Here is a 24,580-nt window from a genome sequence, read left to right on the forward strand (position 1 = left end):
ACGTGGATGTCAGTGAGTCGATGGACAAGAAATCACCGATGGTACAGCCGACCAAATTGCCCTGCCCGCCTATTCCCGCATCTGTTCGCATCATGCAGGGGGAACATGGACTGCTCGACTTGTGGAAAGCGATTAAGCCGCTAGCTATGATTGCCAGTGCGATGAACACAGGTGCACATCCGGACGATGAGCACAGTGCCATGCTCGCTTACTTGGCGCTGGGGAGAGGCGTGTATACCACGAGTGTGATCGCGACGAGAGGGGAAGGCGGCCAAAACGAAATCGGCTGCGAGCAAGGTACCGCGCTGGGGATAATCCGCACGCGCGAGCTGGAAGAAGCATCATCTCTTAGCAATGTGACGCTTGGCATCTTAAGCGAAGAGCTGGATGATCCCATCCATGATTTCGGGTTTTCCAAATGCGCCAAAGAAACCTTTCGCAAATGGGGCGAAGAGGTCGTATACGAGCGATTGATACGAAAAATCAGGGAGCTTCGTCCTGATGTCGTCATTGCTTGCTTTGAAAATGAACCGACGACACATGGCCATCACCGGGCGATTACTTTACTGACACAGCGAGCTTTTCACGAAGCAGCGGATCCACAGATTTTTCCGGAGCATATGCAGGCTGGACTTTTGCCGTGGCAGATGAAAAAACTGTATCTGCCTATCATGGACAACGATGATTATCACGTCGCCGTACCTGTGGGAGAATACGACCAAATCTACGGCTCATCCTATGTCCAGCTTGGTGAGCGATCTAGATTTATGCATAAGACACAGGGCATGGGTGTTCATTACGATGAAGGCCCGACCTACAATTACTACCGGTTGGATGCATCTGTTTCTCCAGCACCAGAGAAAGAGCGCGACTTCTTTTCCGGGCTGCCTGTAAGCTTTGCTGATCTGGCGCAAAACGTTGCTGCAAAAGGGGGACAAGAGCTCGCGAAAGTTCTTCATCTCATGCACGATGCGGCTACAGATGTATTAAATGCCTACCCGCGTTTTGCAGAGGTGGCACAAAGGGTTCACCGCATGAAGGTTTTGCTTGCGTCCGCACAGCAGGAAGTACACAAGTCAGCACTCGACGAAGAAACCAAAATCGACCTGATGTATCGATTGGGGATAAAGGAAGCACAGCTAAACCGTGCCAGTGCAGAGGCATTGTCATTGGTGGTCAAAATCAAGCCGGAGACAGGCGAATGGGTAGCAGGTCAGACAACGACGGTTACTGTTACGGCCTACAACGGAGGCGCGCTTGAGGTGGAACATGTCCAGCTGCGTTTGCGTGTCCCTAAAGGATGGACGGCAAAACCGCTCACTCCAACGGCATTTCCGCGACTTGCTTACAACCAGACGGTGTGCACCGTATTTGAGGTAGCGATTCCTGCACAGGCAGAGCTGTTCCATCCTTACAAGCCGCCCGTGCTCGATGTCGAGGTGCTCTATTTCGCCTTCGATACAGCCAGTACAATTCGCGTGGAGCCGGATAGCCGTGTACATGTGCTTCCGCCGTATGCCGTAACACTGACTCCGTCAGATGTGGTGCGAAACACACTGCATACGGATGAGACGATCCCGGTTAAGGTAACACTGAAACAGTACCGTCCGGGAAGCTCTACGGCCAAAGTCGCGCTCGTTGTCCCGGCAGGCTGGACAGCGGAGCCAGCCTTTGTCGATGTTCCGTTTTCTTTCCGCAGCGAGACGAAAACGATCGCTTTTACGATTCATACCACGCCGCAGGTGACGAATGGCAAATATGAGATCAGCGCAACGGTCGTGGGGACAGACGGTGTGACAGAGATCGCGCAAGATGTGCAGGTCATTGAATACCCGCATGTCGGTCGCACGTATTTCATCCGGCCCGCTACGCTGACTGTTCAAGCCTTCGACCTGGCCATCCCGAAAAACCAACGGATCGGCTACGTATCCAGCGGCTTTGACAATATGGATAAATACTTGCGCGCGGTCGGGGTAAATTGCCTCAATCTCGACGCAAACGAAATACAATCGGGCGATTTGTCCCGCTACGACACGATTGTCACAGGGATTCGCGCATACGGTTTCCGCCGCGAATTAATCGAGAGTAACCAGCGTCTTTTGCAGTATGTAGAAAACGGCGGAAATCTCGTCGTTCAATATCACAAGCCGGAGGACAAATGGAAGCCGCACTTGGCACCATACCCCATTTTTATCGGCGAATCGCTGATCGATTGGCGGGTGACCAATGAGCAATCAGAAGTCCGTATGCTTGCCCCTGACCATCCGATGTTCCTTGCGCCAAACGTGATTACGCAAGCAGACTGGGAGGGATGGGTACAAGAGCGCTCCATCTACAATCCCTCCCGCTGGGGAAGCGAGTATACCGAGCTGATTGCGACAAGTGATCCGGGAGAGCCGGAGTTTCGTGGCATTTTCCTCACGGCGCACTATGGAAAAGGGACGTACACTTACAGCTCGCTTGCCTGGTTCCGCGAGATTCCACAGCTAGTCCCTGGTGCTTTTCGTTTGTTCGTCAACATGATCAGTCAGAAGCAGTAATGCCCCATCCACTCCGGGCCAACCGTGGGTCGATCCATGGCTACATCAATGAAATGCACACGTAGAGACCGCCATGATTGATATAGACATCAATCTGAAAATGGAATGGAGGAACGTTCATTGAGTAAGGGGAAACTTGCCAAGCTGTACACGATTACGTCAGCGGCGGTGCTAGCCACGAGTCTGATTATGCCGGTAGCACCCGAGACCGCCCATGCAGACCGCGGGGTTGTCGACCTGTGGAAAGCCATCAAGCCGCTCACCACGATTGCCAGTGCGATGAACACCGGAGCCCATCCGGACGATGAGCATAGTTCGATGCTCGCGTATTTGTCGCTTGGTAAAGGGGTGGACACATCCAGTGTCATTGCGAACCGAGGCGAGGGAGGACAGAACGAGATAGGCAGCGAGCTGGGGAATGCGCTGGGGATCATTCGTACCCGCGAATTGCAGGAAGCTTCCAAAATCACGAACATCCATCTGGAGAACCTCAGTGAAAAAATCGATGACCCTATTTTTGACTTCGGCTTTTCCAAAAGCCCGGATGAAACCTTGCAAAAATGGGGCGAGGATGTGGCGTACGAAAAGCTCATCCGTCACATTCGTACACTGAGACCCGATGTCGTGATTCCCGCATTTTTGAACGAACCTTCGACTCACGGCCATCATCGCGCGATTAATGTCATTACTGTACGGGCATTCAAGGATGCCGCAGATCCAAACGTATTTCCACAGCATGCGAAGGAAGGCTTGGCGCCATGGCAGGTGAAGAAGCTGTATCTGCCTGCAAAGGATAAGGATTACTCGGTCAAGGTACCTGTTGGCGACTATGACGAAATCTACGGTGCCTCTTACGTCCAACTCGGCGAAGAATCCCGTTTCATGCACAAGAGCCAGGGCATGGGACGTCATTATGACGAGGGGCCAAGCTTCAATTATTACAAGCTCGATCAAGCCATCGTAGAGACAAAAGACAAGGAAGCAGAATTTTTTACGGGAATCGCCTATTCGTTTGACGATTTAGCCAAGGAAGTTGCCAGCCAGTCTGGCGGGGAAAAAGTCGCAGGCGAACTGAAGAAGCTACAAAAGGATGCCGCAGAGGTTATTGCTGCGTACCCAAGCTTTGCCACAGTAGCCAAGGAAGCGCATGAAATGCTGGCGGATGTGGAAAAAGTGACGACAGCAGTCGAAGCGTCCTCCTTGCCAACTGAAACGAAAACAGACTTGCGCCATCGTCTGGGAGTGAAGAAATCCCAGCTGAACAAGGCAAGTGCCGAAGCGCTCTCGCTTGTGACCAAGGTAAAGCCTGAGACAACCGAGCTGGTAGCGGGTCAAACAACAAAAGTAACAGTCACAGCTTACAACGGCGGCCAAGCAAAAGTCGGGAAGATCAATCTCGCACTGAATGTACCAAAAGGCTGGCAAGCAAAGCCGGAATCGACCACCAGTTTCTCATCGCTCGGCTACAATCAGACAGTAAAAACGACATTTGCTGTCACGGTTTCGTCTGATGCTGCTCTGTTTCAACCGTATGCCGCTCCAGCCATTACGGCAGACGTCAGCTACAGCTTCGCAGACTCGACGGCGAATAGCCATGTGACGCCAGCAGATGCCATTGCAGTTCTTCCATCTTTTTCTATGGTGCTGAGTCCGAATGCGACGGTTTTGAATACACAGAAGCCAGAAGAGCCAATTCCAGTCAAGGTTACGGTGAAAAACTACAATCCAGGTGCAGCGAAAACAAACATCTCTCTCGATGTGCCAAAAGGCTGGAGCGTGGAACCACAAGCAGCACCGCTCGCCTTTGAGGCCAAGGGAGAAACGAAGTCGGTTGCCTTTACAGTCAAAGCAGACGCTTCGGTCCAACCAGATAAGTATACGGTGACAGCAGTCGCGTCGGGCAGTGGAAAAGAGAGCCGACACGGCGCTCAAGTCATTCGTTACCCGCATATCGGCACGACATACTTTGTCCAACCAGCGACGCTTGCGATCCAGGCTTTTGACCTGAAGGTTCCGGAAGGATTGAAGGTCGGTTATGTATCCAGCGGCTTTGACAATATCGATCAGTATTTGTCCCAATTGGGAGTCGATGTGACCAATCTGTCGGCAAAAGACATCGAGTCTGGGGATCTGGATCAATACGATGCGATCGTTCTGGGCATTCGCGCTTATGGTTTCCGACCTGAGCTGATTCCTTCGAATGCACGCTTGCTCAAGTACGTGGAAAACGGCGGAAATCTGGTCGTGCAATACCACAAGCCAGAGGATAAATGGAAGCCGGAGCTTGCTCCTTATCCGATTAAAATCGGTGCTCCGCTGATTCAATGGCGTGTCACAGACGAAGACTCCAAAGTAACAGTACTGGCACCAGATCATACCTTGTTCAATTCGCCGAACAAAATCACAGAGGAAGATTGGGACAACTGGATTCAGGATCGTTCCGCTTACAATCCATCCGAGTGGGGCAAGGAATACACCGAGCTGATCTCCAATGGAGACGAAGGCGAGAAGGAATTTACGGGTACGTACCTCACTGCCAAGTATGGAAAAGGAACGTATACCTACAGCTCGCTCGTGTGGTATCGCGAAATTCCGTCACTCGTTCCGGGTGCGATCCGATTGTTTGTCAATATGATTAGCCCACAGCAGTAATCATAATAGAAGGGAAGGCGATCGTTCGGCGGTCGCCTCCCTCCTAAAAAGAAGATTAGATACAAAAATAGAAGCAGCTTACGAATGGATAGGGAAGGAGATGCAAGTAAGATGAATTACAGAGATCGAATTTTTCAACAGGAGGGAGCTAGTTTCCCTGGCAAGACATATGTGGAGGCGGTTTTAGAGCCTGCATTCAATGAGGCGAAGCACCATCTGCTACATCCGATGATGGCAATCAACAAGGCACATTTGATCATGCTTCGTGAACAAGAATTGCTCACAGACGATGAGGCCAAAAGAATTGCTGGTGCACTGTGTGGGATCGAAATGGAAGAGCTGCGCCAATCGCATTACACCGGGCAGTTTGAAGATTTGTTCTTTCAGGTAGAGAGCCGATTACTGGAACTGGCTCCTGATGTGGCAGGAAATCTCCATCTGGCTCGAAGCCGCAACGACATGGGGATTACCATATACCGCATGGTGCTGCGTGAAAAATTGTTGGTGACATTGGCTTCTGCCCTCTATCTGAAAGAGCATTTGCTCCTCTTTGCAAATGAGCATGTGGATACGATTATGATTGGTTACACACACACGCAGCAGGCTCAGCCGACGACAATGGCGCATTACATCATGGCGGCTACTGACATGCTCAGCCGTGATATCAAGCGACTGATCCAAGCCTATCACACGGTCAATCGTTCACCGATGGGAGCAGCGGCCTTGACGACTTCCGGCTTTGCGATCAGCCGGGAGCGGATGCGTGAATTGCTCGGATTTGATGAATTGGTGGAAAACTCCTATGATGCCGTCTGCGGCGCGGATTATTTGGGAGAAGTAGCGACAGCCGTACAATTGGCAGCGATTAATTTGGGGCGTACGGTTCAAGATATGCTGCTGTGGTGCACGCAAGAATTCGCGGGGTTAAAAGTCGCGAGTCCATACGTGCAGATCAGCTCGATCATGCCACAAAAGCGAAATCCGGTTTCCTTTGAACATATGCGCTCTCTGTTGTCCAGTGCAGCAGGGAATGCGACGACAGTGCTTACGATGATGCACAACACGCCTTTTGGCGATATCGTGGATACTGAGGATGACATGCAGCCATACGCGTGGCGGAGTATGGGCGTACTTGAGCAGATGTATCGCTTGATGGCGAGCGTTGTGGGTACGATGGAAGTGAACAAGGACGTCCTCTTGGAGCGGGCAAAAGGTAGCTTTGCGACCGTCACAGAGCTGGCGGATACATTGGTGCGTACGGATCAACTTTCGTTCCGCAAATCTCATCACATCGTGAGTCGTGTGGTAAAAGAAGCGATGAGCGAGCATCTCGCTGCGAACCAAATCAGCTTGGAGCTGGTAAACCGTGCAGCCGTGGAAGTAATCGGACGGGAGCTGTCACTCACAGCAGAAGAGCTCAGACTGGCGCTTGACCCCGTTCATTTCGTGATGATCCGCAAGCTTCCTGGTGGACCCAATCCAGATGAAATGAAACGCATGATCGCGCTGCGCCGAGCGGTGCTCCAGCAGGAAACAGAATGGCTGTCGGAGAAAAAGCAGGCGCTTGCGAAAGTGATGGAAGGGCTTGATCAGATGACAGCTGAATGGAGTGTGGGGTAATGGCAGTGGTGCGAATACCTCTTCTGGCAGTGGACGGAGGGGGCACCAAGTGTCTGGCGGTACTGGTGGACCGCTCCAGAAATGAAATCGGTGCAGGACGCTCCGGTTCATGCAATTATCAAGGGATCGGGGAGGAAGCAGCAGCTCGTGAGTTGGTTGCAGGGATCAGCCAAGCTCTGGACGATGCGATCGCTCGTCAAACAGTTGCCCCCTTTATGAGCGGCACACCGACTCCGGAAGGACCAATCGAATGGGAAATCGAGTGCGCGGTGTTCGGGATCGCTGGCCTGGACACGGAGTATGATCGACAAGTGATCTCGCGGATGGTGAGCAAGGTGCTGCACCAGCTCGGTATTCGCGTCCAGCATCTGATTGTGGAAAACGACGGGTTTGCGGCATTACTCGGTGCCACAGGAGGGAAGCCCGGCATTCTGGTCATCGCAGGCACCGGATCGATTGCCTTTGGTGTAAACGATGAACAGGAAACGGCGCGAGCAGGAGGCTGGGGGCATCGGGTCGGTGACGAGGGCAGCGGCTACTGGATCGGCAAGCAAGCGATTATGGCTGTATTAAAAGCAGCGGATGGTCGCGGCGAGCCGACCGTATTGAAGGAACTGCTCCTCCCACACGTTGGACTGGGACGCGTAGATGAATTGTTTAACTGGACGTACAGTGAGCATTATTCCGTAGAGAAGGTAGGAGAGCTGTCGCCGTTGGTCAGCCAAGCGGCACTTGCCGGAGATAAGGTGGCAGCAGCTATCTTGCAGGTCGCAGGCGAAGAGCTTTTCGATGCTGCTCGGACTGTCATTGATACGTTGCAAATGAAAGCCAAGCCGTTTCAGATGATCATGCAGGGAGGCGTTCTGCAAAACGATGATCGCGTGCGAGAGATCGTCGTAGAGCGCGTCCAAGAGTATACTTCGCAGGTCGTCATCGAAAATGCGCAAAACGATCCGATTTACGGTGTGATAGCAAAAGGATTGGCTTGTCTAGAACGCCAATCAAGCGGCAAGTGAGGTGCCAGAAATGAAAAAAGTAATGGTCGTCTTTCCCCATCCGGACGATGAGTCCTTTGCCTGCGGGGGGACGTTGGCAAAGTGCAAGGATGCCGGACATGAAACATGTTATTTGTGCATTACCTCCGGCTGCAAAGGACGCAGCGGTCCATTCGATATCGATTGCCGAGAAAAGCTGGCAAAACATCGTGAACTAGAGCTGAAAACAGCTGCGGAAGTGCTCGGAATCAGTCGTCTCGACTTGTTCCGGTACCCGGATGGTTCCTTGAAAAATGCTGACATGGATGAGTTGGTAAGCAAGATTCGAAAGGCAATTGAAGAGTGGAAGCCCAATGTCGTCGTCACGTTTCCCCCGGATGGCGTGACTGGTCATCCCGATCATATCGTCACGTGCGAGGCGACGACGCGGGCGGTCGAACAAGCGGAAACGAGCTTGGCTCCCGCGGAATATCCTGATTTGTACTATGTTTCGATCCCGCATTACTACGATCATTGCCCAGATCATGGTCCAAAGCCAGCGGTTCCGATTACAGGAAAGGTCGATATCTCGGCCTATCGGGCACAAAAAGGAGAGGCGCTGAAGGCGCACCTCAGCCAGGAGTATTCCGTGAATCGCGCTTATCCAGGAGTGATCGATGGTGATTTTGGCGTCATTGGTTGCTTTGAGTATTTCACTCTGGTGCGGTCTCGCGGCAAGGCGATCGAGCCGATTAGTGTGGGTGGCAGTATTCCTGTCATTGACCTGTAATCTAAAAAGTAGAAAGGGCTGACAAGTATGATTTCGCTTGTCAGCCCTATTTTTGTTTGTCAGTAACCCACAACGTCACCGTGAATCATGCTAAACAGTCGCTTCGACTTCAATTTCAACGAGCAGACGCGGATCAATCAATGCCTTGACTTCAACCATCGTAGCGACAGGCTGAATCTCGCGGAAGAACTCCCCATGAGCTTTTCCGATCTCTTCCCACTGGCTGATATCCGTCACAAACATTCGCGTTCTAACCACATGAGACAAATCAGCATCCAATTCTCGCAATGCTTTCTCAATCGTCTCCAGGATGAACCGCGTCTGTTCATAGGCATTGCCCACACCAGCGACTTCCCCGTCCTTCATGGCGGTGGTGCCAGCCACTTCGATCCGGTCGCCTATTCGGATTGCGCGGCAATAGCCCACGACAGGCTCCCAAGGCGAACCAGTGAATACTTTCTTTCGATTCATAGTAGATAGCCCCTCTCTTTTCCGTAATAATTGGAATATACTACAAAAAGGAAGGCGAGTGGAGCGGTTTATGGACTTTTTTCTCACCCTTTTTTCCAAGTACAAGTGCTTGATCCACACCGCGTTTGGTTATAAGGAATACATACGCGTGGTAAACAAGCTAAGTGCTCATGGCATTCGTTTTCGGACACGCAGTCACTCTCATGCAGTTCGTCATTTAGGGGGAGACATGGGGATGCTGCCCCAAGAACAAGACCATAAGCAGTATGACATCTACGTGGCAAAAGAAGACGAACACCAAGCACATTTGGCTATTCATTCCCGGTGATGGTTACCTATACGATCACGACAACCTTTTATATAATGATTGAGACTAGTAAGAAAATGGTACAACCGAGGAGGAACCAGCATGTCCGTACTAGAGGCACTCAAAAGCAGAAGAGCCGTGCGTAACTATATTCCGAAAGAAGTAGAAACAGAGAAAATCCAAGCGCTGCTGGATTGCGCCGTGTTAGCCCCGAATGACCGCTTGCGTCAGCCGTGGCATTTTTACGTAATCAGAGGAGAAGCGAAGCTGCGGTTCGAGGAAATCGCAAAGGAATTTTTGCTGGAGCGTTTTCCAACCAAGCCGAATCTCGTGCAGGATTCCTTGGCCGTCCTGGAAAAAACACCGCTCGTCATCGTCGCCACGGCTGATGTGATCCCAGGGGATGAAGCATCCTCAGAGGATAATGAGTATGCGGTTTGCTGCGCGATTCACTCCATGTGGCTGGCAGCGAAAGAACTGGGACTAGGCATGGTCTGGCGCACAAGAGGAGTCGGCTTGGTTCGTGACGAGCGATTGCTGCAATTCCTCGGATCGCCGGAAAATAAAAAGGTCGTGGGCACGCTGTTCATTGGGTATCCCGAGGCAGATGCTCCTGAGACGAGCCGGGTAGCTGCGGAAGAAAAGACGACTTGGCTGTAATCAGTAGAATAGCAATCCAGAAGAAGCCTCCTATTGCCTATGTCGATTATTATAAAGACAAGAAGCACCATCACTTTGTGGAAGCGGAGGGCTTTTCATGAATCAGCAAGTAACGGATTATATCCAAAACATAACCAATGAATCTCAGGTAGAAGTTTGCAATCGGATTCGCCAACTCATCCATGAAAACATCCCGAATGTAGAAGAGCAGGTGAAGTATAAACAAGCTTTTTATTCCGTTCAGGGTAAGCAGGCATGTGTGTATTTTCCGGCAAAGGACTGGATTAACATAACGCTGTTTCAAGCGGCGAATCAGGATGCTCCAGCTGGCTTTTTTGAGAAGTCTGATCATGCTGACCGGAAGACTATCAAAATACGGAACGGAAAAGAATTTGATTTTGATGTCCTTGCTGGCCTTCTCAAAAAATTAGGTGAAGCACAGTAGTTGTTTGCAACTAAGTCCCCCCACTGACGTATAACTGGATAGACTTCACACCGTACATATCGAGGGGAGCTGTTTCATTATGTTTGGAAAGCTTGCGGCAGACGCACTTGGCTTGAGCAATGTGGGAATCGTGGTAAAACCAGCCGATTATGACAAGGTGGACGCCGATGATTACATCATGCACGAGGACCATGAAAAGATCTATTTTTTGATCAAATCAAAGTCCGATGAGTATTGCTTCACCAACCTGGGTCTGGTTCATCTGGATGGCACAAGTGCCACCAGCAAAAAACGCATGCTGCGCCGCTATTCATACCATACACATCCAATCTCCAACGTGTATCTGGAAACAGCCGGAACCGTCGATCTGGATGTCGAAATCAAGTTCACGATGGGAAATGAGCACTACTCGATCGATGTAAACAAAAAGCATTTGGAGGAGCTAAAAGACCTCTACAAAGCACTTGTGAAGATCGCATCGATTACGCACGATAACGAAATTGCGCTCCAGCATGCAAAAGATAGCCTCCACGTCGCCCAAAGCACACTAGGCCGTGTAACTGGACTGCAAGCAGACGTAGCTTCACAATTCAAATCCATCAACCAATACACCTTCGATTGGCTGGAAGACATGCGCTACAAATATGTCGTCAAAGACTTTGGTAAAGTTTTTGAAAAATACATTCATAACTAAATAGGAAGAGCCTCTTTGAAAGAGGCTCTTTTTATATTCAAGCGAAATCTTCGGCAAGCCCCTACTCTTACGAGTAGTTCAAAACGAGTAAAACAAACAGCTGTACGGGAAGGCGTGTCACATGTTTGGAAGGAGACCGCCCGAACAAAGTGAGGAAAAAGGCGACTGGAAAACATGTGGCACGCCTTCCTCCCGACCACAATAGCAAGAAGACAACGCTCTTCCGAGCTCTACTCCTTGTGCAAAAGCTTGCCGATCTTGAGCGCCAGCTGGATTTGGAGCAGCTCCTCCGAATTTTTCAAATCCATGTTCAAAATCTCTTTGATCTTCTCGATCCGATAAATAAACGTATTGCGGTGAATGAACATCGCTTTCGCCGCTTCGCTGACGTTTTGATTGTATAGAAAGTAATTATCCAAGGTCACCATAAGGCTTGTGCCGAACTCTTGATCATGTTCGTACAGCTTTCCCAGACGCTTCAAAAAGAAGTCTTCCAGCTCAATATCCTTAATGTTGGAATCCAAGAAATGATAGACGGAGTAATCATCGAAATGAGAGACGTCGCCCTTGCTGTTGAACTTCTGCATCAGGCGGATCGCTTCATGTGCTTCAGAAAAGCTTTTATGTAGCGAAGCGATGTTTTTATACTGACGTCCGACCCCAATAAAGAACAAGGTCTTCTTGATCTTGTCCGCGAGAGCGCTGTACAGCTCATTTGCAAATTGCTTGGCTTCGCTTGCGGATACTACAGGTCGATGCTCATTTTGTCCGATGAGGATGATGATCCGGTTGTTCCGATAAAAGCAGGTGATTTCTCCAGGAGCTTTACTCGAATATTCATAGACGAGATCCACGCATTTTTTGGCGATCCGATCCAGCTCATACTTGCGATCGACCATATCCTCCAAATTTTCCAGCTCAACCGGCTCGATATTGATGACCATGCAAAAATACATGTAGCTCGATTGCAGCCCATGCAAATCACATAAGGTTTGCAGTGAGTCAGACGAAGTAATTTTTCCCGTTAACAAGTCATCGAAAAAGTCTTGTCTGATCTTCAGCTTCACTTCCTCGATTTCCCTCGCCTTGATCCGCTCCAGCGCTACGATGGTAGAGGCCTGCTCCAGCACAATGTAATCAAATTCAGTCAGCTCCCATACCGTTTGCCAGACGACAATGTAGCCGTAGATGTGATTGGCAACGGCAACGGGGAGAATCCGGCATTTGATCTCGTAATCCTTGGCGTGGTAAATGCGTTTGATCGACTTTTTAATCTGGCTAATATTTCTCGGCACGGAATCAGTGAAGTCACGGGTAAACACAGGTCTGCTCTTGATCAAGGTCAGGCAGGAGTCAAGCGGAATCGGATTGTGCCAGATTTCCGTGTAATGAAGCAGATGCCAGTCCTGATCCAGAATAAGGATCGGGTTGTTGATTGTCTCGGACAGCTCAGATGCGATGCGATCCAGTCCTCCACCTTCGAGCGCAATGCGAAACAGCGCATTATGCATGTCCAATGTTTTGCGGTTCAACAAATCGTAACGTCCGGAGGCTTTCTCATTAATAATGGCAATCACTTTAGACAGCGTGTATTCAAAAGGCAGTGCCAGCAGTGGCAGTCCGTACTTATTGGCATGATCAATCATGTTTTGCGGAATTTGATCGAAATAGCGGTGCATCTTGATGCAGAGCCCGGAACAGTTGATTTCTGCCAGCTCTTTGATGATTTTATTTTGCAGCTCGGGATTGTCCTTGAAAATATACCCGGTGGAGAGCAGCAGTTCATTGGATGACAGCCAGTCAAAAGCATCCGGGTTCTCCATAATATTGACGATGGAGATGACGTTATTGATGCCTTGTTCTCCAGCGATGATTTTGATGCCATCGATGGATTGGATGGATAGCAAATCTTTGATGGTAAGCATCCTGTTCACTCCTTTGCCACAAAGGGAATCCTGTAATTGTGCAATGTGCACAAGTAAACCTCTATTTTTTTAGTTTCCATACACAATGACGATTCCATTCACCCTGTCTAAAATAATGATGTAAGTACGGGTGCTTGTCTAATTGTTTTTTAAAAGAGCAAGCGCTCAGCCAATCTTGGCGGGTTGTTCAATCACGAGATCATGGAGGGCTTACTATGACGGACAAAAGCGTAGTACAGGCATTTCTCGAGGCAGCGGCTGAGGGGAATATCGAAGCACTGAAAAAGCATCTGGAGCAGGGCGTAGATATCAACGCAAGAAACAGACAAAAGCGTACAGCGATTCTGACTGCTGCCATGAACGACAAATTGGAAGCGGTATCGTTTTTGGTAGAAGCGGGTGCAGATGTAGATTTACAGGATGAGACATGCTTCAACCCGTTCTTGTTCGGTTGCATCAACGGCAAGCTGGAGCTCATCAAAATGATGATCAAGGCAGGAACAAACCTGGAGCTGTTGACTCGTTTTGGGGGAGTAGGAATTACACCAGCATGCGAAAAGGGTCATGTGGACATCGTACGTGAGCTTGTAACGACGACTGACATCAATGTAAACCATACCAACTTTGTCGGTTGGACACCACTCATCGAAGCGATTATCTTAGGCGATGGCGGCGAGAAGCAACAAACGATCATCAAGCTGTTGATTGAGCATGGCTGCAATGTACAAATGGTAGATAAATACGGCGTAACACCGCTTGAACTGGCGAGAAGAAAAGGCTACACCGAAATCGAACAAATCTTGCTGGAAGCAGGAGCAAAGTAAAGCGTCCCATGTACATCCAGGCGCTGTCTGGCGATGCTAGTTTCCTTGAGCGTTTGTCACGAGCAAACTTTAGTGGGACCGTACACAGTATTTTTGAGCGAACGATCAATCTGACATGCAGCGAAAACGGGGAATTGTACACCATTGGCAACCATCAGCTAGACAATGCACCGAACACGCTCATCATTGATGTACAAGGCTTTTCAGAGTTGGGGCTGTCAGTTAACGCTCCGGTCATTACGGAAGAGAACACGCTCGTTATCGGAGCGGATTTGCGAATATGGACCAAGCAAGCAACAAAGTGGGAAGGTGTGCTTCCTTCCTATCCTTGTGACATAGAAGGCCTAGAAGTATTGCGAAGAAATGTGGCGTTCACGAAAAACTACGTGGACGTATACGGCAAGACGGGGGGCATGAAAATGTCCTCTCAATCTGCCAGTCCGTTTGAGAAAGAGATGTCCCGTATGCTGATCCAGCGTGCAGGCATGCTTTCCGACGATCTGGCGAACAACCGCATAGAGTCAGCTACTCAGCATGCGATAAGTCTTATCGGACTGGGTCCGGGGTTAACACCCTCGGGTGACGATTTTTTAGTGGGATTGTGCAGTGTATACAAAATGCAAAACATTTCCTGTTATTTGTCATGCCCATTTTTCGATGAAATCGTCCGTTCGTCCCAAACATTAACGAACGAAATCAGTGCGATTACGCTGAAAAAAGCAGTTCACGGTCAAGTAAGAGAGTCACTCCAAGATTTGCTTTCGTGCATGGTGTCCGGCTCCTTGGAAGAGCTTGTCCCTGCCTTAGACAAAATCATCGGGATCGGCTCGACTTCAGGCACGGATATCTTGCTTGGCATCCTATGTGGTTTGGAACGAAATCTAGAAGCTGGAGGTAACGTATGTCTACCAAAGTCGTAATCAAGCAAAGCACGTATTTTGACTCGGTATCCCTGATGTCTCTATCTACAAAAGCGAATCAAATCGAAGGTGTCGAGCAAGCAGTCATTGCGATGGGCACCGACATGAACAAAGAGGTATTGAAAAACGTTGGATTGCTCACACCTGAGCTGGAAGCAGCGAAAACGAGCGACCTGATGATCGTGGTGAAGGCAGCGACAGACGAGCTATGCGAGAGCGCTCTCATCGCCATCGAAGAGCTGTTCAAGAAAAAAGGCGGCAGCAAATCTGCTACGGAGATCAAGTACTCCACGATTGATTCAGCAGCAGCCAGCATTCCAGAGGCAAACCTCGCAGTCATCTCGGTAAACGGTGCATTCGCGGCGAGAGAAGCGAGAAAAGCGTTGGAAAACGATCTGCACGTCATGCTGTTCAGCGACAATGTGAGCATCGAGGAAGAAATCGCCCTCAAGCAATTCGCGCATGAAAAAGGCCTCTTGATGATGGGACCTGACTGCGGTACAGCGATTATCGGCAATGTAGCACTGTGCTTCGGAAACGCTGTGAGAAAAGGCAACATCGGGATCGTAGGTGCATCTGGCACAGGCAGCCAAGAGGTGAGCGTGCGTATTCACGACTTCGGCGGCGGCATCACGCAGCTGATCGGTACAGGCGGTCGCGACCTCTCCGAGCAAGTCGGCGGCATCATGATGCTCGACGGAATCAAAGCACTGGAAGAGGATGAGGCGACGAAGGTCATCGTGCTCATTTCCAAGCCACCAGCACCGAGCGTTCAGGAAAAAGTGTTGGCGCAAGTGAAAAACAGCAAAAAGCCAGTCGTAGTGTACTTCATCGGTGGAGACGAAGAAGCGGTTGTACAAGCTGGCGGACATTTTGCGAAAATGAGCAAGGAAGCAGCCATCAAAGCAGTTGTGCTGGCGGGCGCCAACGAAGACGAGCTCAATAAGCGCGCACTCAACTGGCCGCTGATTGAAGAAGTGCGGGCAAAGCTGACACCGGAACAAAAATACGTTCGCGGACTGTTCTGCGGCGGTACCCTGTGCGACGAAGCAATGTACCTCGCTATGGAAAAGTATGAAGACGTATATAGCAACATCCAAAAGAAAGCGGACTACAAGCTGAAAAACATCCATGAGAGCAAGGCTCATACCTACCTCGACATGGGCGATGACGACTTTACAAACGGCAAGCCGCATCCAATGATCGATCCGTCCTCGCGCATTGCAAGATTTTTGGAAGAAGCAAAAGATCCTTCCGTCGGCGTCATTCTGATGGACTTCATCTTGGGCTTCGGTTCCCACGAAGATCCTGTAGGCGTGATGCTGCCAGCGATCATCGAAGCAAAAGATCAGGCTGCCAAGGAAGGCAGACACCTGGAAATCCTGGGCTACGTATTGGGTACCGACCTTGATACACCGAACTTCGATGAGCAAGTGAAGAAGCTGATGGATGCGGGTGTAACGATTGCAAGCAGCAGCACGAACGCAGGTCTTCTGGCTAGAGAATTTGTTGCGAAAGGGGAATAATCATGAGCAAAATCAACGAGCTGTTTAACGGAAAAATTCATGCGATCAACGTAGGGATCGAGTTTTTCAAAGACGATATCATCAAGCAAAATGCGAATGCGTCTCATCTGGATTGGAAGCCTCCAGGCGGCGGAAAGCCTGAGCTGATCAACGCTCTCGACAGACTGGAAAACACTACTGTCGCTCGGAAAATCGCTGCGGCAAACAAGCTGGCGGTAGAGCGCATCATCAACTCTCAGCCGATGCTCGTTGGCTTCGACCAAGCGATCAATGTGGTACCAGGCATGACAAAAACGACGATTCTGCACGCAGGTCCGCCCATTACTTGGGACAAAATGTGCGGCGGGATGAAAGGTGCCGTAACCGGTGCAATCGTATTCGAGGGCTTGGCAAAAGACATCGAGGAAGCTGAACAGGTAGCTGCTTCCGGGGCAATCACGTTCTCTCCATGCCACGAACACAACTGCGTAGGCTCCATGGCAGGTGTCACATCTGCTTCGATGTTCATGCATGTGGTGAAAAACAAAACGTATGGCAACGTCGCTTACACCAACCTGAGTGAGCAAATGTCCAAAATTCTCCGCATGGGTGCCAACGATGAAAGTGTCATCGCTCGCCTGAACTGGATGCGCGATGTATTGGGACCAATGCTGCGTGATGCCATGAAAATTGCTGGTGAAATCGATCTTCGTCTCATGCTGGCGCAAGCACTGCACATGGGCGATGAATGCCACAACCGCAACAACGCGGGTACGAGCTTGTTGATTCAAGCGCTGACTCCGTACATTTTGGAGACAGATTTCACAAAAGAACAAAAACGCGAAGTATTCGATTTCGTAGCAAGCAGCGATTACTTCTCTGGTCCGACATGGATGGCGATGTGCAAATGCGCACTGGACGCAGCACATGGAATCGAGAACAGCACGATTGTCACCACGATGGCGCGCAATGGGGTAGAGTTCGGTATCCGTGTAAGCGGCATGGCGGGTAACACTTGGTTCACAGGACCTGCGCAAAAGGTTGTCGGTCCGATGTTCGCAGGCTACAAGCCAGAGGATTCCGGCTTGGATATCGGGGACAGTGCGATCACCGAAACATATGGGATCGGCGGTTTCGCGATGGCGGCAGCTCCAGCGATTGTCGCGCTCGTAGGTGGAACGGTTGAAGAAGCGATCGGCTTCTCTACCACGATGAAGGAAATTACGACAGCAGACAATCCAAACGTCACGATTCCTCTCCTCGACTTCCAAGGTGTCGCAACAGGAATTGATATTCGTCAGGTGATCCAAACAGGCATCCTGCCGATTATCAATACCGCGATTGCGCACAAAGACGCGGGTATCGGCATGATCGGTGCTGGTATTACGTATCCACCGATGGAAGCTTTCGAAAAAGCATTGCTCGCAGTAACGGAAACGATTAGCTAATAGCTTTTCATTCTAAGTGACTCAGCTTTCGTAGCAAAAGAAGGTTGCGAAAGCTGGGTTGAATGAGGAAGGTGAATGAACATGGGACAGGCAAACGTAAAGGAATCATATGAAGAATTCAAGTCCTATGGATATGCGGACGATATTTTGCCAAAGACTTCCGAAAATCGAGATTGGGGCACCTTTAATTACGTGACCGTGTGGATGGGCGCTGTGCACAATCTTATGTCGTACATGACTGTAGCCGGATTCTTTGTCCTCGGATTATCTGTTCCGCAAGTCTTGTGGGCAGTTATGATTGCTGCCTTGATTGTTTCGGCTGGCTATGTGTTGAATGGCTATGCGGGACAGAAGTACGGGATTGGATATTCGATGCTTCTGCGCAGCTCCTTTGGTGTAAAAGGCTCGATCATTCCTGCTATATGTCGTGGGCTTATCGCTGGTGTTGTGTTTTTTGGGACAAAAACGATTATTGGCGCACAATCCTTTAACGTTATTTTTGAGAAAATTTTCCCGGGTTATATGGAGATGCTTCCGGGCTTTGATTTTCTTGGATTAAACTTCCCGACCGCACTTTCTTACGTGATCCTCTGGGCGATTACAGTTGGATTGTTTTTAGGTGGAATGAAAATTCTTAGTCTGTTTAGTAAATGGTCTTCACCGATCATCTATATTTTCATCGTGGGTGCAGCGATTTGGGCGATCAGTGTTGCTGGTGGATTTGGTCCGATTTTTGCCTATGCTCCTGCCAAACCGATGGAGAATTGGCTTGTATTTATCGCATGTGTAAGTGCATTGGTATCGAACTGGGGTGGCCCGATTGTAAATATTGCAGACCTTACGCAACGGGCAAAACACCCGAAAGCTCCGATGATTGGTCTGCCGCTTGGAATGATTGCATCCTACATCCTGTTTGGAATTACGTGTGTAGGATTGTTGGTTGGAACGCAAATCGCGTTTGGCATCACAGACTTTAATGTAGTCGTTGCCATTGATCAAATTGGGAATCCTGTTGCCGTCATTATCTTGTTGCTGGCACTGAATATAGGTTCGACGAGCTATGTTGTGTTTGGGAATTTGCTGCCATCTGGACTGCAAATGACAGCGCTTCTTCCGAAAATGTTTACAGTGAAATCAGCGGCTATCTTGACAGCTGTTTTGGGGACTGTCATTTTACCTTGGAAGCTGGTGAATGGCACGGCTGCGCTGTATATGTTCTATAGCTTTATCGGCTCCATGTACGGTCCGATTACGGGGATCATGCTGGTGAGTTTCTTCATTGAAAGAAAAAGAAAGCTAGATTTACGTGGCATCTACGTAAAACCAGGTGAAAACGGAGAATACAAAAACGGCTTTAATATGGTGGCATGCGGCGTATTGATCGTCAGCTTCTTGATTACGCTATCCGGTTCTTTCTTGCCAAATGTGCCACTGTTGGCAAACATCAGCAAGTCAGCATTCCTTAGCGGGTCGATCATATCCGGCGTATTATATGCGCTGTGCTATAAGTGGAACAAACCAAGCACGATCACGCATAGTGAAACAGCTACAAAAGTATCTTAACAAAGGGAGAAGTGCCCAGTGGAAAAACTCGTTATTGTTGCAATCGGCGGCAACTCATTAGTTAAGGATAATGGTCGCAACACGATTCAAGACCAGTATGAAGCCGTATGTGAAACCGCGGCAAATATAGCAGATATGGTGCAAGAAGGTTACAACGTTGTCGTTACTCATGGCAATGGACCACAGGTTGGATTTGCTTTGCAAAGATGCGAAATCGCCAATGAAGTGTCCGGGATGCCAACGATCCCGCTGGTCAATTGCGTGGCGGATACACAGGGTGGAATCGGCTACCAAATCCAGCAGGCACTCACCAACGAATTTGCCAAAAGAGGAATCAACAAAAAAGTGGCGAGCGTTATCACACAGGTAGAAGTCAGCAAGGATGATCCGAACTTTGAAAATCCAACGAAGCCAGTCGGCTCCTTCTTCACGCTGGAGCAGGCGGAAGAGATGCGCAAAGAGCATCCGGACTGGGTATTTATTGAGGATTCTGGTCGCGGCTACAGAAGAGTGGTTCCTTCTCCTAAGCCAATCGACATCGTGGAAAAAGACGCAATCAAATCGTTGATTCAAGCGGGCTATGTGGTAGTTGCTGTTGGCGGCGGAGGTATTCCGGTTGTGAAAACAGGCGAAAATACGTACGATGGGATTGATGCTGTCATTGACAAAGACTTTGCCACCAGCTTGCTGGCAGAGCAAATCGATGCACAGACCTTGATCATTACGACAGGTGTTCCGCAGGTATGCATTAACTTCGGCAAGCCGAATCAAAAGGCGCTGGAGCGCATCACCGTAGAGGAAACGAAGCAATACGTTCGTGAAGAGCATTTTGCAAAAGGTAGCATGCTGCCAAAAATCGAGGCGAGCCTGAGCTTTTTGGAGAAAAACGGGTCAAGCGTGATCATTACGAACCCGGAGAGCTTAAAGGATGCGATTACGAACAAAGCAGGGACACACATCGTAAAATAAAGGCCTCTTGAGGGAGGATGTAAGTCTATAGATTACATGAAGCTAGCAGTGGAAAAAACGATGGAAGGTATGAACAACAAGCTCGGAGGACCTTTCGGGGCAGCTGTCGTGAAAGGGGACGAAATCATCGCTGTATGCAGCAATCGCATGATGGCAGATATGGACTCGTCCCAGCACGCAGAGATGGTAGCCATTCGCGAAGCGTGCAAGACGCTGGGCACGATGGACCTGACAGGTTGCGAAATTTACGCGACATGCGAGCCTTGCCCGATGTGCGTGGGGGCAATCATCTGGTCTGGCATCAAGGTCGTTCATTACTGCTCGACGGCGGAGGATGCGCATGTGAACGGTTTTTCGGACAGACATCTACGCGACTATTTTTCCGGTAAGGATACGAGCGTTTTGAACATGATCAAGGTGGAGAGACGTGAGTACTGTGATCAGTTGTTTAGGCATTTTCACAAGCTGAATAAAGAGTAGAAGGTAATTGAAAAGAAGGCAAACATGAGAGCTAAACTCCGAAAAAGGGGAATGGCTCTTTTGGTGTATGCGAGGGAAGCGAGAGTTGCTTGGACAAGTGTTGTAGGAGAATTGACTCAATTTAACGTCGATTAAGGAGGCTGATAATGGTATATTGGAGCATAATTGAAATTGCAAAAATAACGGACAAAGGAGAGCAGAAAACAATGAAAACAATCGGATTAATTGGCGGCATGAGCTGGGAGTCCTCCTTGGTCTACTACCGTTTGATCAATGAAACCGTTAAGGAGAAGCTGGGCGGCTTGCATTCGGCGAAAAGCATTCTGTATTCCGTTGATTTTGCCGAGATCGAGGAAATGCAACGAGCAGGGCGCTGGGAAGAAGCAGGCGAGCGGATGGCGAGTGCGGCGAAAAGTCTGGAAGCGGCAGGAGCCGACCTGATCGTTCTCTGTACGAATACCATGCACAAGCTGGCGTATGCCATCGAGGAAGCGACTAGCCTGCCTTTTCTTCATATCGCAGATGCGACAGCTCAAGCGATCACGAACCACGGCCATAAGCGAGTGGCACTGCTCGCGACGCGATTTACGATGGAGCAGGATTTCTATACAGGGCGTCTGCGTGATGTTCATGGATTAGAGGTACTGCTACCGGATGAACAAGAGCGAAAACTCGTCCATGAGATTATTTACCAGGAGCTGTGCGTCGGGATCATTCGCGAGGAATCCAAACGTACATACCAGGCGATCATTGAGCGGTTGGTCAAGGAAGGTGCAGAGGCAGTCATCCTCGGTTGCACGGAAATCGGTTTGTTGATCTCGGCTCAAGATTGCACGGTTCCGGTATTTGATACGACAACGATTCATGCAGAGGCGGCTGTGGGGGCTGCTTTACAGTAGATGATAGGCAAAAAACAAAAGACTGAGCTCATCCGGTTTGCTACTAGGATGGATGACTCAGTCTTTTTTTGATGCTTACATACGAACGCTTGTACTATAAAGGTAGAAAATTCACTCAATGGAGGGAGTGGGGTTCGTATGCGCCCGTTTCGTCTATCTGAAAAAGGAATTTCCTTGGCTCAAGCAAGTCGACAGCATTGCCTTGCAATCGTCAGTCCGCCATCTAGCCGATGCTTTTGATCGTTTTTTCAGAAGCAAAACGAAGCGCCTCGCTTAAAAAGCCGGAAGAATCCGGTGAAATCGTACACCACGAAATTCACGAACGGCAATATCGCCGTAGCTGAAAATCATCTAAAACTACCTAAGCTCGGTTGGCTTCGGTTCGCGAAATCAAGGGAAGTGGAAGGGCGCATCCTATCTGCTACGATCTCGCAAAAGGCTTCTGGCAAATACTTCGTTTCCATCCTCTGTGATGGCTCGTCGCAAGCTGGGCCACCCTTCGCTCTATGCTGGAATACAAGGCCCACTGGTACGGGCGGAACATGGTGGTGGTATCAAAAAATTACCCCAGTAGCCAGTTGTGTTCCCAATGTGGCTATCAGAACAAAGAAGTGAAGCAACTCTCCCTACGAGAGTGGATATGCCCGCGCTGTCAGACACACCATGACCGCGATGAGAATGCCAGTCGAAACATTCTGAACGAAGGGCGAAGCGTGTTGGCAAGCACCAACTCAACTGCGGGAATCGCAGGGATCGCTTGGTGAATTTCAAACGAGAAGGTTTGATTACCCAGGAATCCCCCACCTCAACGGCAATGTCGTAGGTGGCGGGAGTGTTCAATTGTCCTTGATTAAATCTGAAATCAAGATACCGTTTATTTTCAATTCAGTAATGTCGCAATCAGTTATCTCAACATTTGATAAATCACAATTTCTTAATTGCACATCGGGATTGTTTAACGGACATGCTTCCGCAATGGACACAAGGAAGACCATTGCAGAATCGCACTTCGCGAATATCCCAAACAATTTTGGCAACTCCAATTTCGCCACCCCTATAATAAGAACTACTTGTAAACTAGAGAGACGGTTTTGATTGATAGATACCTAGATTACTAGGGAATGATATAATGTGTCATACGATATATTCGTATGGCATTTTTCATGTTTTAAACATGGCTAATGAAGTCTTAGACTGCCGTTGCCTATATTGTGCTAACGATATCCGGCGTTAATTTAATACTTCTTAAGTGACTCCTTAGCTCTTTATAGACACATCTTTATCCAATGTTAATTCATGAAATGATTTCACACGTAGTTGTAAAAATGGGGTGAACAATAATGTACAAGCCGAAGCTAACAATCCAATGCCACCCGCAAATAAAGCGAACCGTAAACCCATTGCCCCCCCTATCATCCCTCCAATTAACGAACCAAGCGGTAAAGAACCCCACGAGATAAATCGAAATGTAGCATTCACGCGACCTTGCAGGGCATCGGGTACAATTACTTGACGTAAACTGATGGTACTAATGCTAAACATTGAGACACCCATTCCGAAAAGAAGCTGTCCGAGCATCATAATCAACGCAATACTTAACTCTGATCCTACTGCTAATGGAGCAAGCAAACCGCCACTTGCTGCGATCGTAGCGGAACCCACAATTGTTGGACCTACTCCAAAACGACGTACAGCCCTTTGGGCAAGCAGAGAGCCAAATAGGTACCCTACTCCTAGCGTTCCATAAATGATGCCAAGAATGCTCGCACTGATTTTGAGTTCTTGCGATGCATATAGAACATAAACACTAAAAATAACATTCCAGGAAAGGTTAAAGACTGTTGAGCAGCGCACCACTCCCCACAGCAACGGTTTTGTGTAAACCGTATGCAGCCCTTCTTTAATTTCCAGCCACATGTTTTTTTGTTTTTTCGCATCTGTCACGACTGTCTCCAACTTGCGAATCCGGGCTATGTACACAGCGGATACAAAAAAGGATACCGACGTGAACAATATTGCAAAAGGAGCGGTGATTAACTGTTCCAATCCACCTGATAAACCCGGCCCAGCAATTTGTGCGGTAGATTTACTTGTCTCTAGTTTGCTATTCCCATCAACAAGCTGCTCCTTGCTCACAATGGAAGGCAAAAAGGATGTATAGGCAACATCAAAAAAGACAGTACAGATACCCACTATGAAGGCTACCAAATATAGAACTGTCATATTCAGGAATCCAGTTAAGGCTGTCAGCGGCACAATGAGCAGTAATGCACCCCTGAAAAAGTTAGCGGCGACAAGAATTGGTCGCCGGGGAAATCTATCTATCCATACACCAGCGAGCAAACCGAAAATGATAAATGGCGCATACTCGGCAAAACCAAGCAACCCCATTTACATGGGACTGGCCCCTAAATAGAGAGCTGCCACTAATGGCATTCCTAATAATGCAACCTGAGTCCCAAACTGTGATGCAGTTTGCCCAATCCAGAGCCTGCGAAAATCTGTGTTAGTTAACAATCCTTCTGTCTTGTTACTCATGCTCGTTCCCCCATTCTTCGTCACAACTAATTGCCATTCAAATTTGCATTTTTAGTATAGGGGAATTTACGTTTCAAGATCTTGCGCTTTCATTATCGCAAATGTTGGATGATTCATTTTGTTATGAAGGCCTATGCCGGATTTTTTCGTTTATAATGCCATGCAATTACTCCTCGGTTCTCCCATTATGCTGCCCGTTAGCTTAGTGCCCCGCCAGTCTACACTTATTTTTTACATACAAATAAAAATGAAAAATTCGCTATACGAAAAGAGCCTTTTTTTATTTGTGATAAAAACCAACTAAAAACAACTAAAAGCACGTAAAAACAAACCATTTACATTGCATTCACATCCAC

At 48.9% G+C, this 24,580-nt stretch carries 20 protein-coding genes and 1 pseudogene; 18 read left to right on the plus strand and 3 right to left on the minus strand.

What is annotated here, in order from left to right; all coding sequences use genetic code 11:
- The first annotated feature begins 20 nt into the window (after positions 1 to 20).
- The 5 genes from ACFYU8_RS12055 (at position 21) to ACFYU8_RS12075 (ending at position 8,576) form a co-directional block, all read left to right on the plus strand.
- A complete protein-coding gene (locus ACFYU8_RS12055) occupies positions 21 to 2,540 on the plus strand; it encodes a PIG-L family deacetylase (RefSeq protein WP_390299794.1) in 2,520 nt (839 codons plus the stop codon).
- Positions 2,541 to 2,660: 120 nt separating this feature from the next.
- Positions 2,661 to 5,192: an NEW3 domain-containing protein gene (locus ACFYU8_RS12060; protein WP_390298777.1), complete on the plus strand. Its 2,532-nt coding sequence runs from the start codon at positions 2,661 to 2,663 to the stop codon at positions 5,190 to 5,192.
- Positions 5,193 to 5,303: 111 nt separating this feature from the next.
- Complete coding sequence (gene argH / locus ACFYU8_RS12065) at positions 5,304 to 6,812, plus strand: argininosuccinate lyase (RefSeq protein WP_390298780.1); 1,509 nt, start codon at positions 5,304 to 5,306, stop codon at positions 6,810 to 6,812.
- On the plus strand, positions 6,812 to 7,828 hold the full coding sequence (locus ACFYU8_RS12070; RefSeq protein WP_390298783.1) for an N-acetylglucosamine kinase: 1,017 nt from the start codon (positions 6,812 to 6,814) through the stop codon (positions 7,826 to 7,828). Before argH ends, ACFYU8_RS12070 begins: the two co-directional genes overlap by 1 nt.
- Before the next feature lie 10 nt (positions 7,829 to 7,838).
- On the plus strand, positions 7,839 to 8,576 hold the full coding sequence (locus ACFYU8_RS12075) for a PIG-L deacetylase family protein (RefSeq protein ID WP_390298786.1): 738 nt from the start codon (positions 7,839 to 7,841) through the stop codon (positions 8,574 to 8,576).
- Positions 8,577 to 8,666: 90 nt separating this feature from the next.
- Here the strand turns inward: ACFYU8_RS12075 and ACFYU8_RS12080 are convergent, their stop codons facing one another.
- Complete coding sequence (locus tag ACFYU8_RS12080; RefSeq protein ID WP_390298789.1) at positions 8,667 to 9,047, minus strand: RidA family protein; 381 nt, start codon at positions 9,045 to 9,047, stop codon at positions 8,667 to 8,669.
- A gap of 70 nt (positions 9,048 to 9,117) precedes the next feature.
- Here ACFYU8_RS12080 and ACFYU8_RS12085 point away from each other — a divergent pair, with 70 nt between their 5' ends.
- From ACFYU8_RS12085 to ACFYU8_RS12100, 4 genes are all read left to right on the plus strand, one after another.
- Positions 9,118 to 9,375 (plus strand): hypothetical protein, encoded by a 258-nt coding sequence (locus ACFYU8_RS12085; protein ID WP_390298792.1) that lies wholly within the window; start codon positions 9,118 to 9,120, stop codon positions 9,373 to 9,375.
- An 81-nt stretch (positions 9,376 to 9,456) separates the two neighbouring features.
- Positions 9,457 to 10,014: a nitroreductase family protein gene (locus ACFYU8_RS12090; protein ID WP_064202701.1), complete on the plus strand. Its 558-nt coding sequence runs from the start codon at positions 9,457 to 9,459 to the stop codon at positions 10,012 to 10,014.
- 97 nt (positions 10,015 to 10,111) lie between these two features.
- On the plus strand, positions 10,112 to 10,459 hold the full coding sequence (locus ACFYU8_RS12095) for a DUF1801 domain-containing protein (RefSeq protein WP_390298796.1): 348 nt from the start codon (positions 10,112 to 10,114) through the stop codon (positions 10,457 to 10,459).
- Positions 10,460 to 10,538: 79 nt separating this feature from the next.
- Entirely contained in the window at positions 10,539 to 11,153 is a 615-nt protein-coding gene (locus tag ACFYU8_RS12100) for a PH domain-containing protein (RefSeq protein ID WP_390298799.1), read from the plus strand.
- A 230-nt stretch (positions 11,154 to 11,383) separates the two neighbouring features.
- Here ACFYU8_RS12100 and ACFYU8_RS12105 read toward each other — a convergent pair whose 3' ends face one another.
- Positions 11,384 to 13,078: a PucR family transcriptional regulator gene (locus ACFYU8_RS12105; RefSeq protein WP_390298801.1), complete on the minus strand. Its 1,695-nt coding sequence runs from the start codon at positions 13,076 to 13,078 to the stop codon at positions 11,384 to 11,386.
- Positions 13,079 to 13,293: 215 nt separating this feature from the next.
- Here ACFYU8_RS12105 and ACFYU8_RS12110 point away from each other — a divergent pair, with 215 nt between their 5' ends.
- The 9 genes and pseudogenes from ACFYU8_RS12110 to ACFYU8_RS12150 form a co-directional block, all read left to right on the plus strand.
- Complete coding sequence (locus ACFYU8_RS12110; protein WP_390298804.1) at positions 13,294 to 13,902, plus strand: ankyrin repeat domain-containing protein; 609 nt, start codon at positions 13,294 to 13,296, stop codon at positions 13,900 to 13,902.
- An 8-nt stretch (positions 13,903 to 13,910) separates the two neighbouring features.
- Positions 13,911 to 14,822 (plus strand): oxamate carbamoyltransferase subunit AllH family protein, encoded by a 912-nt coding sequence (locus ACFYU8_RS12115; protein ID WP_390298807.1) that lies wholly within the window; start codon positions 13,911 to 13,913, stop codon positions 14,820 to 14,822.
- Entirely contained in the window at positions 14,804 to 16,348 is a 1,545-nt protein-coding gene (gene fdrA, locus ACFYU8_RS12120) for an acyl-CoA synthetase FdrA (RefSeq protein WP_390298810.1), read from the plus strand. Before ACFYU8_RS12115 ends, fdrA begins: the two co-directional genes overlap by 19 nt.
- A gap of 2 nt (positions 16,349 to 16,350) precedes the next feature.
- Entirely contained in the window at positions 16,351 to 17,775 is a 1,425-nt protein-coding gene (locus ACFYU8_RS12125) for a YlbE family protein (RefSeq protein ID WP_390298813.1), read from the plus strand.
- 81 nt (positions 17,776 to 17,856) lie between these two features.
- Positions 17,857 to 19,338, plus strand: coding sequence for a cytosine permease (locus tag ACFYU8_RS12130; protein ID WP_390299797.1), 1,482 nt, complete (start codon positions 17,857 to 17,859; stop codon positions 19,336 to 19,338).
- An 18-nt stretch (positions 19,339 to 19,356) separates the two neighbouring features.
- On the plus strand, positions 19,357 to 20,307 hold the full coding sequence (arcC, locus tag ACFYU8_RS12135; RefSeq protein WP_390298816.1) for a carbamate kinase: 951 nt from the start codon (positions 19,357 to 19,359) through the stop codon (positions 20,305 to 20,307).
- 27 nt (positions 20,308 to 20,334) lie between these two features.
- Entirely contained in the window at positions 20,335 to 20,787 is a 453-nt protein-coding gene (locus tag ACFYU8_RS12140; protein WP_390299801.1) for a nucleoside deaminase, read from the plus strand.
- A 206-nt stretch (positions 20,788 to 20,993) separates the two neighbouring features.
- Positions 20,994 to 21,686: an aspartate/glutamate racemase family protein gene (locus ACFYU8_RS12145; RefSeq protein WP_390299804.1), complete on the plus strand. Its 693-nt coding sequence runs from the start codon at positions 20,994 to 20,996 to the stop codon at positions 21,684 to 21,686.
- A 130-nt stretch (positions 21,687 to 21,816) separates the two neighbouring features.
- A pseudogene (locus tag ACFYU8_RS12150) lies at positions 21,817 to 22,450 on the plus strand (zinc ribbon domain-containing protein); the annotation flags it as partial.
- Positions 22,451 to 22,943: 493 nt separating this feature from the next.
- On the opposite strand, the gene ACFYU8_RS12155 reads toward ACFYU8_RS12150, so the two are convergent.
- On the minus strand, positions 22,944 to 24,077 hold the full coding sequence (locus ACFYU8_RS12155) for an MFS transporter (protein WP_390298819.1): 1,134 nt from the start codon (positions 24,075 to 24,077) through the stop codon (positions 22,944 to 22,946).
- Positions 24,078 to 24,580 lie beyond the last annotated feature (503 nt).

The sequence above is a fragment of the Brevibacillus sp. NPDC003359 genome (assembly GCF_042878995.1).
Classification (GTDB): Bacteria; Bacillota; Bacilli; order Brevibacillales; family Brevibacillaceae; genus Brevibacillus.

Coding starts and splice junctions, on each gene's coding strand:
- ACFYU8_RS12055 (WP_390299794.1), top strand. CDS start 21: ATGGACAAGAAATCACCGATGGTACAGCCGACCAAATTGCCCTGCCCG.
- argH (WP_390298780.1), top strand. CDS start 5,304: ATGAATTACAGAGATCGAATTTTTCAACAGGAGGGAGCTAGTTTCCCT.
- ACFYU8_RS12070 (WP_390298783.1), top strand. CDS start 6,812: ATGGCAGTGGTGCGAATACCTCTTCTGGCAGTGGACGGAGGGGGCACC.
- ACFYU8_RS12075 (WP_390298786.1), top strand. CDS start 7,839: ATGAAAAAAGTAATGGTCGTCTTTCCCCATCCGGACGATGAGTCCTTT.
- ACFYU8_RS12080 (WP_390298789.1), bottom strand. CDS start 9,047: ATGAATCGAAAGAAAGTATTCACTGGTTCGCCTTGGGAGCCTGTCGTG.
- ACFYU8_RS12085 (WP_390298792.1), top strand. CDS start 9,118: ATGGACTTTTTTCTCACCCTTTTTTCCAAGTACAAGTGCTTGATCCAC.
- ACFYU8_RS12090 (WP_064202701.1), top strand. CDS start 9,457: ATGTCCGTACTAGAGGCACTCAAAAGCAGAAGAGCCGTGCGTAACTAT.
- ACFYU8_RS12095 (WP_390298796.1), top strand. CDS start 10,112: ATGAATCAGCAAGTAACGGATTATATCCAAAACATAACCAATGAATCT.
- ACFYU8_RS12100 (WP_390298799.1), top strand. CDS start 10,539: ATGTTTGGAAAGCTTGCGGCAGACGCACTTGGCTTGAGCAATGTGGGA.
- ACFYU8_RS12105 (WP_390298801.1), bottom strand. CDS start 13,078: ATGCTTACCATCAAAGATTTGCTATCCATCCAATCCATCGATGGCATC.
- ACFYU8_RS12110 (WP_390298804.1), top strand. CDS start 13,294: ATGACGGACAAAAGCGTAGTACAGGCATTTCTCGAGGCAGCGGCTGAG.
- ACFYU8_RS12115 (WP_390298807.1), top strand. CDS start 13,911: ATGTACATCCAGGCGCTGTCTGGCGATGCTAGTTTCCTTGAGCGTTTG.
- fdrA (WP_390298810.1), top strand. CDS start 14,804: ATGTCTACCAAAGTCGTAATCAAGCAAAGCACGTATTTTGACTCGGTA.
- ACFYU8_RS12125 (WP_390298813.1), top strand. CDS start 16,351: ATGAGCAAAATCAACGAGCTGTTTAACGGAAAAATTCATGCGATCAAC.
- ACFYU8_RS12130 (WP_390299797.1), top strand. CDS start 17,857: ATGGGACAGGCAAACGTAAAGGAATCATATGAAGAATTCAAGTCCTAT.
- ACFYU8_RS12145 (WP_390299804.1), top strand. CDS start 20,994: ATGAAAACAATCGGATTAATTGGCGGCATGAGCTGGGAGTCCTCCTTG.
- ACFYU8_RS12155 (WP_390298819.1), bottom strand. CDS start 24,077: ATGGGGTTGCTTGGTTTTGCCGAGTATGCGCCATTTATCATTTTCGGT.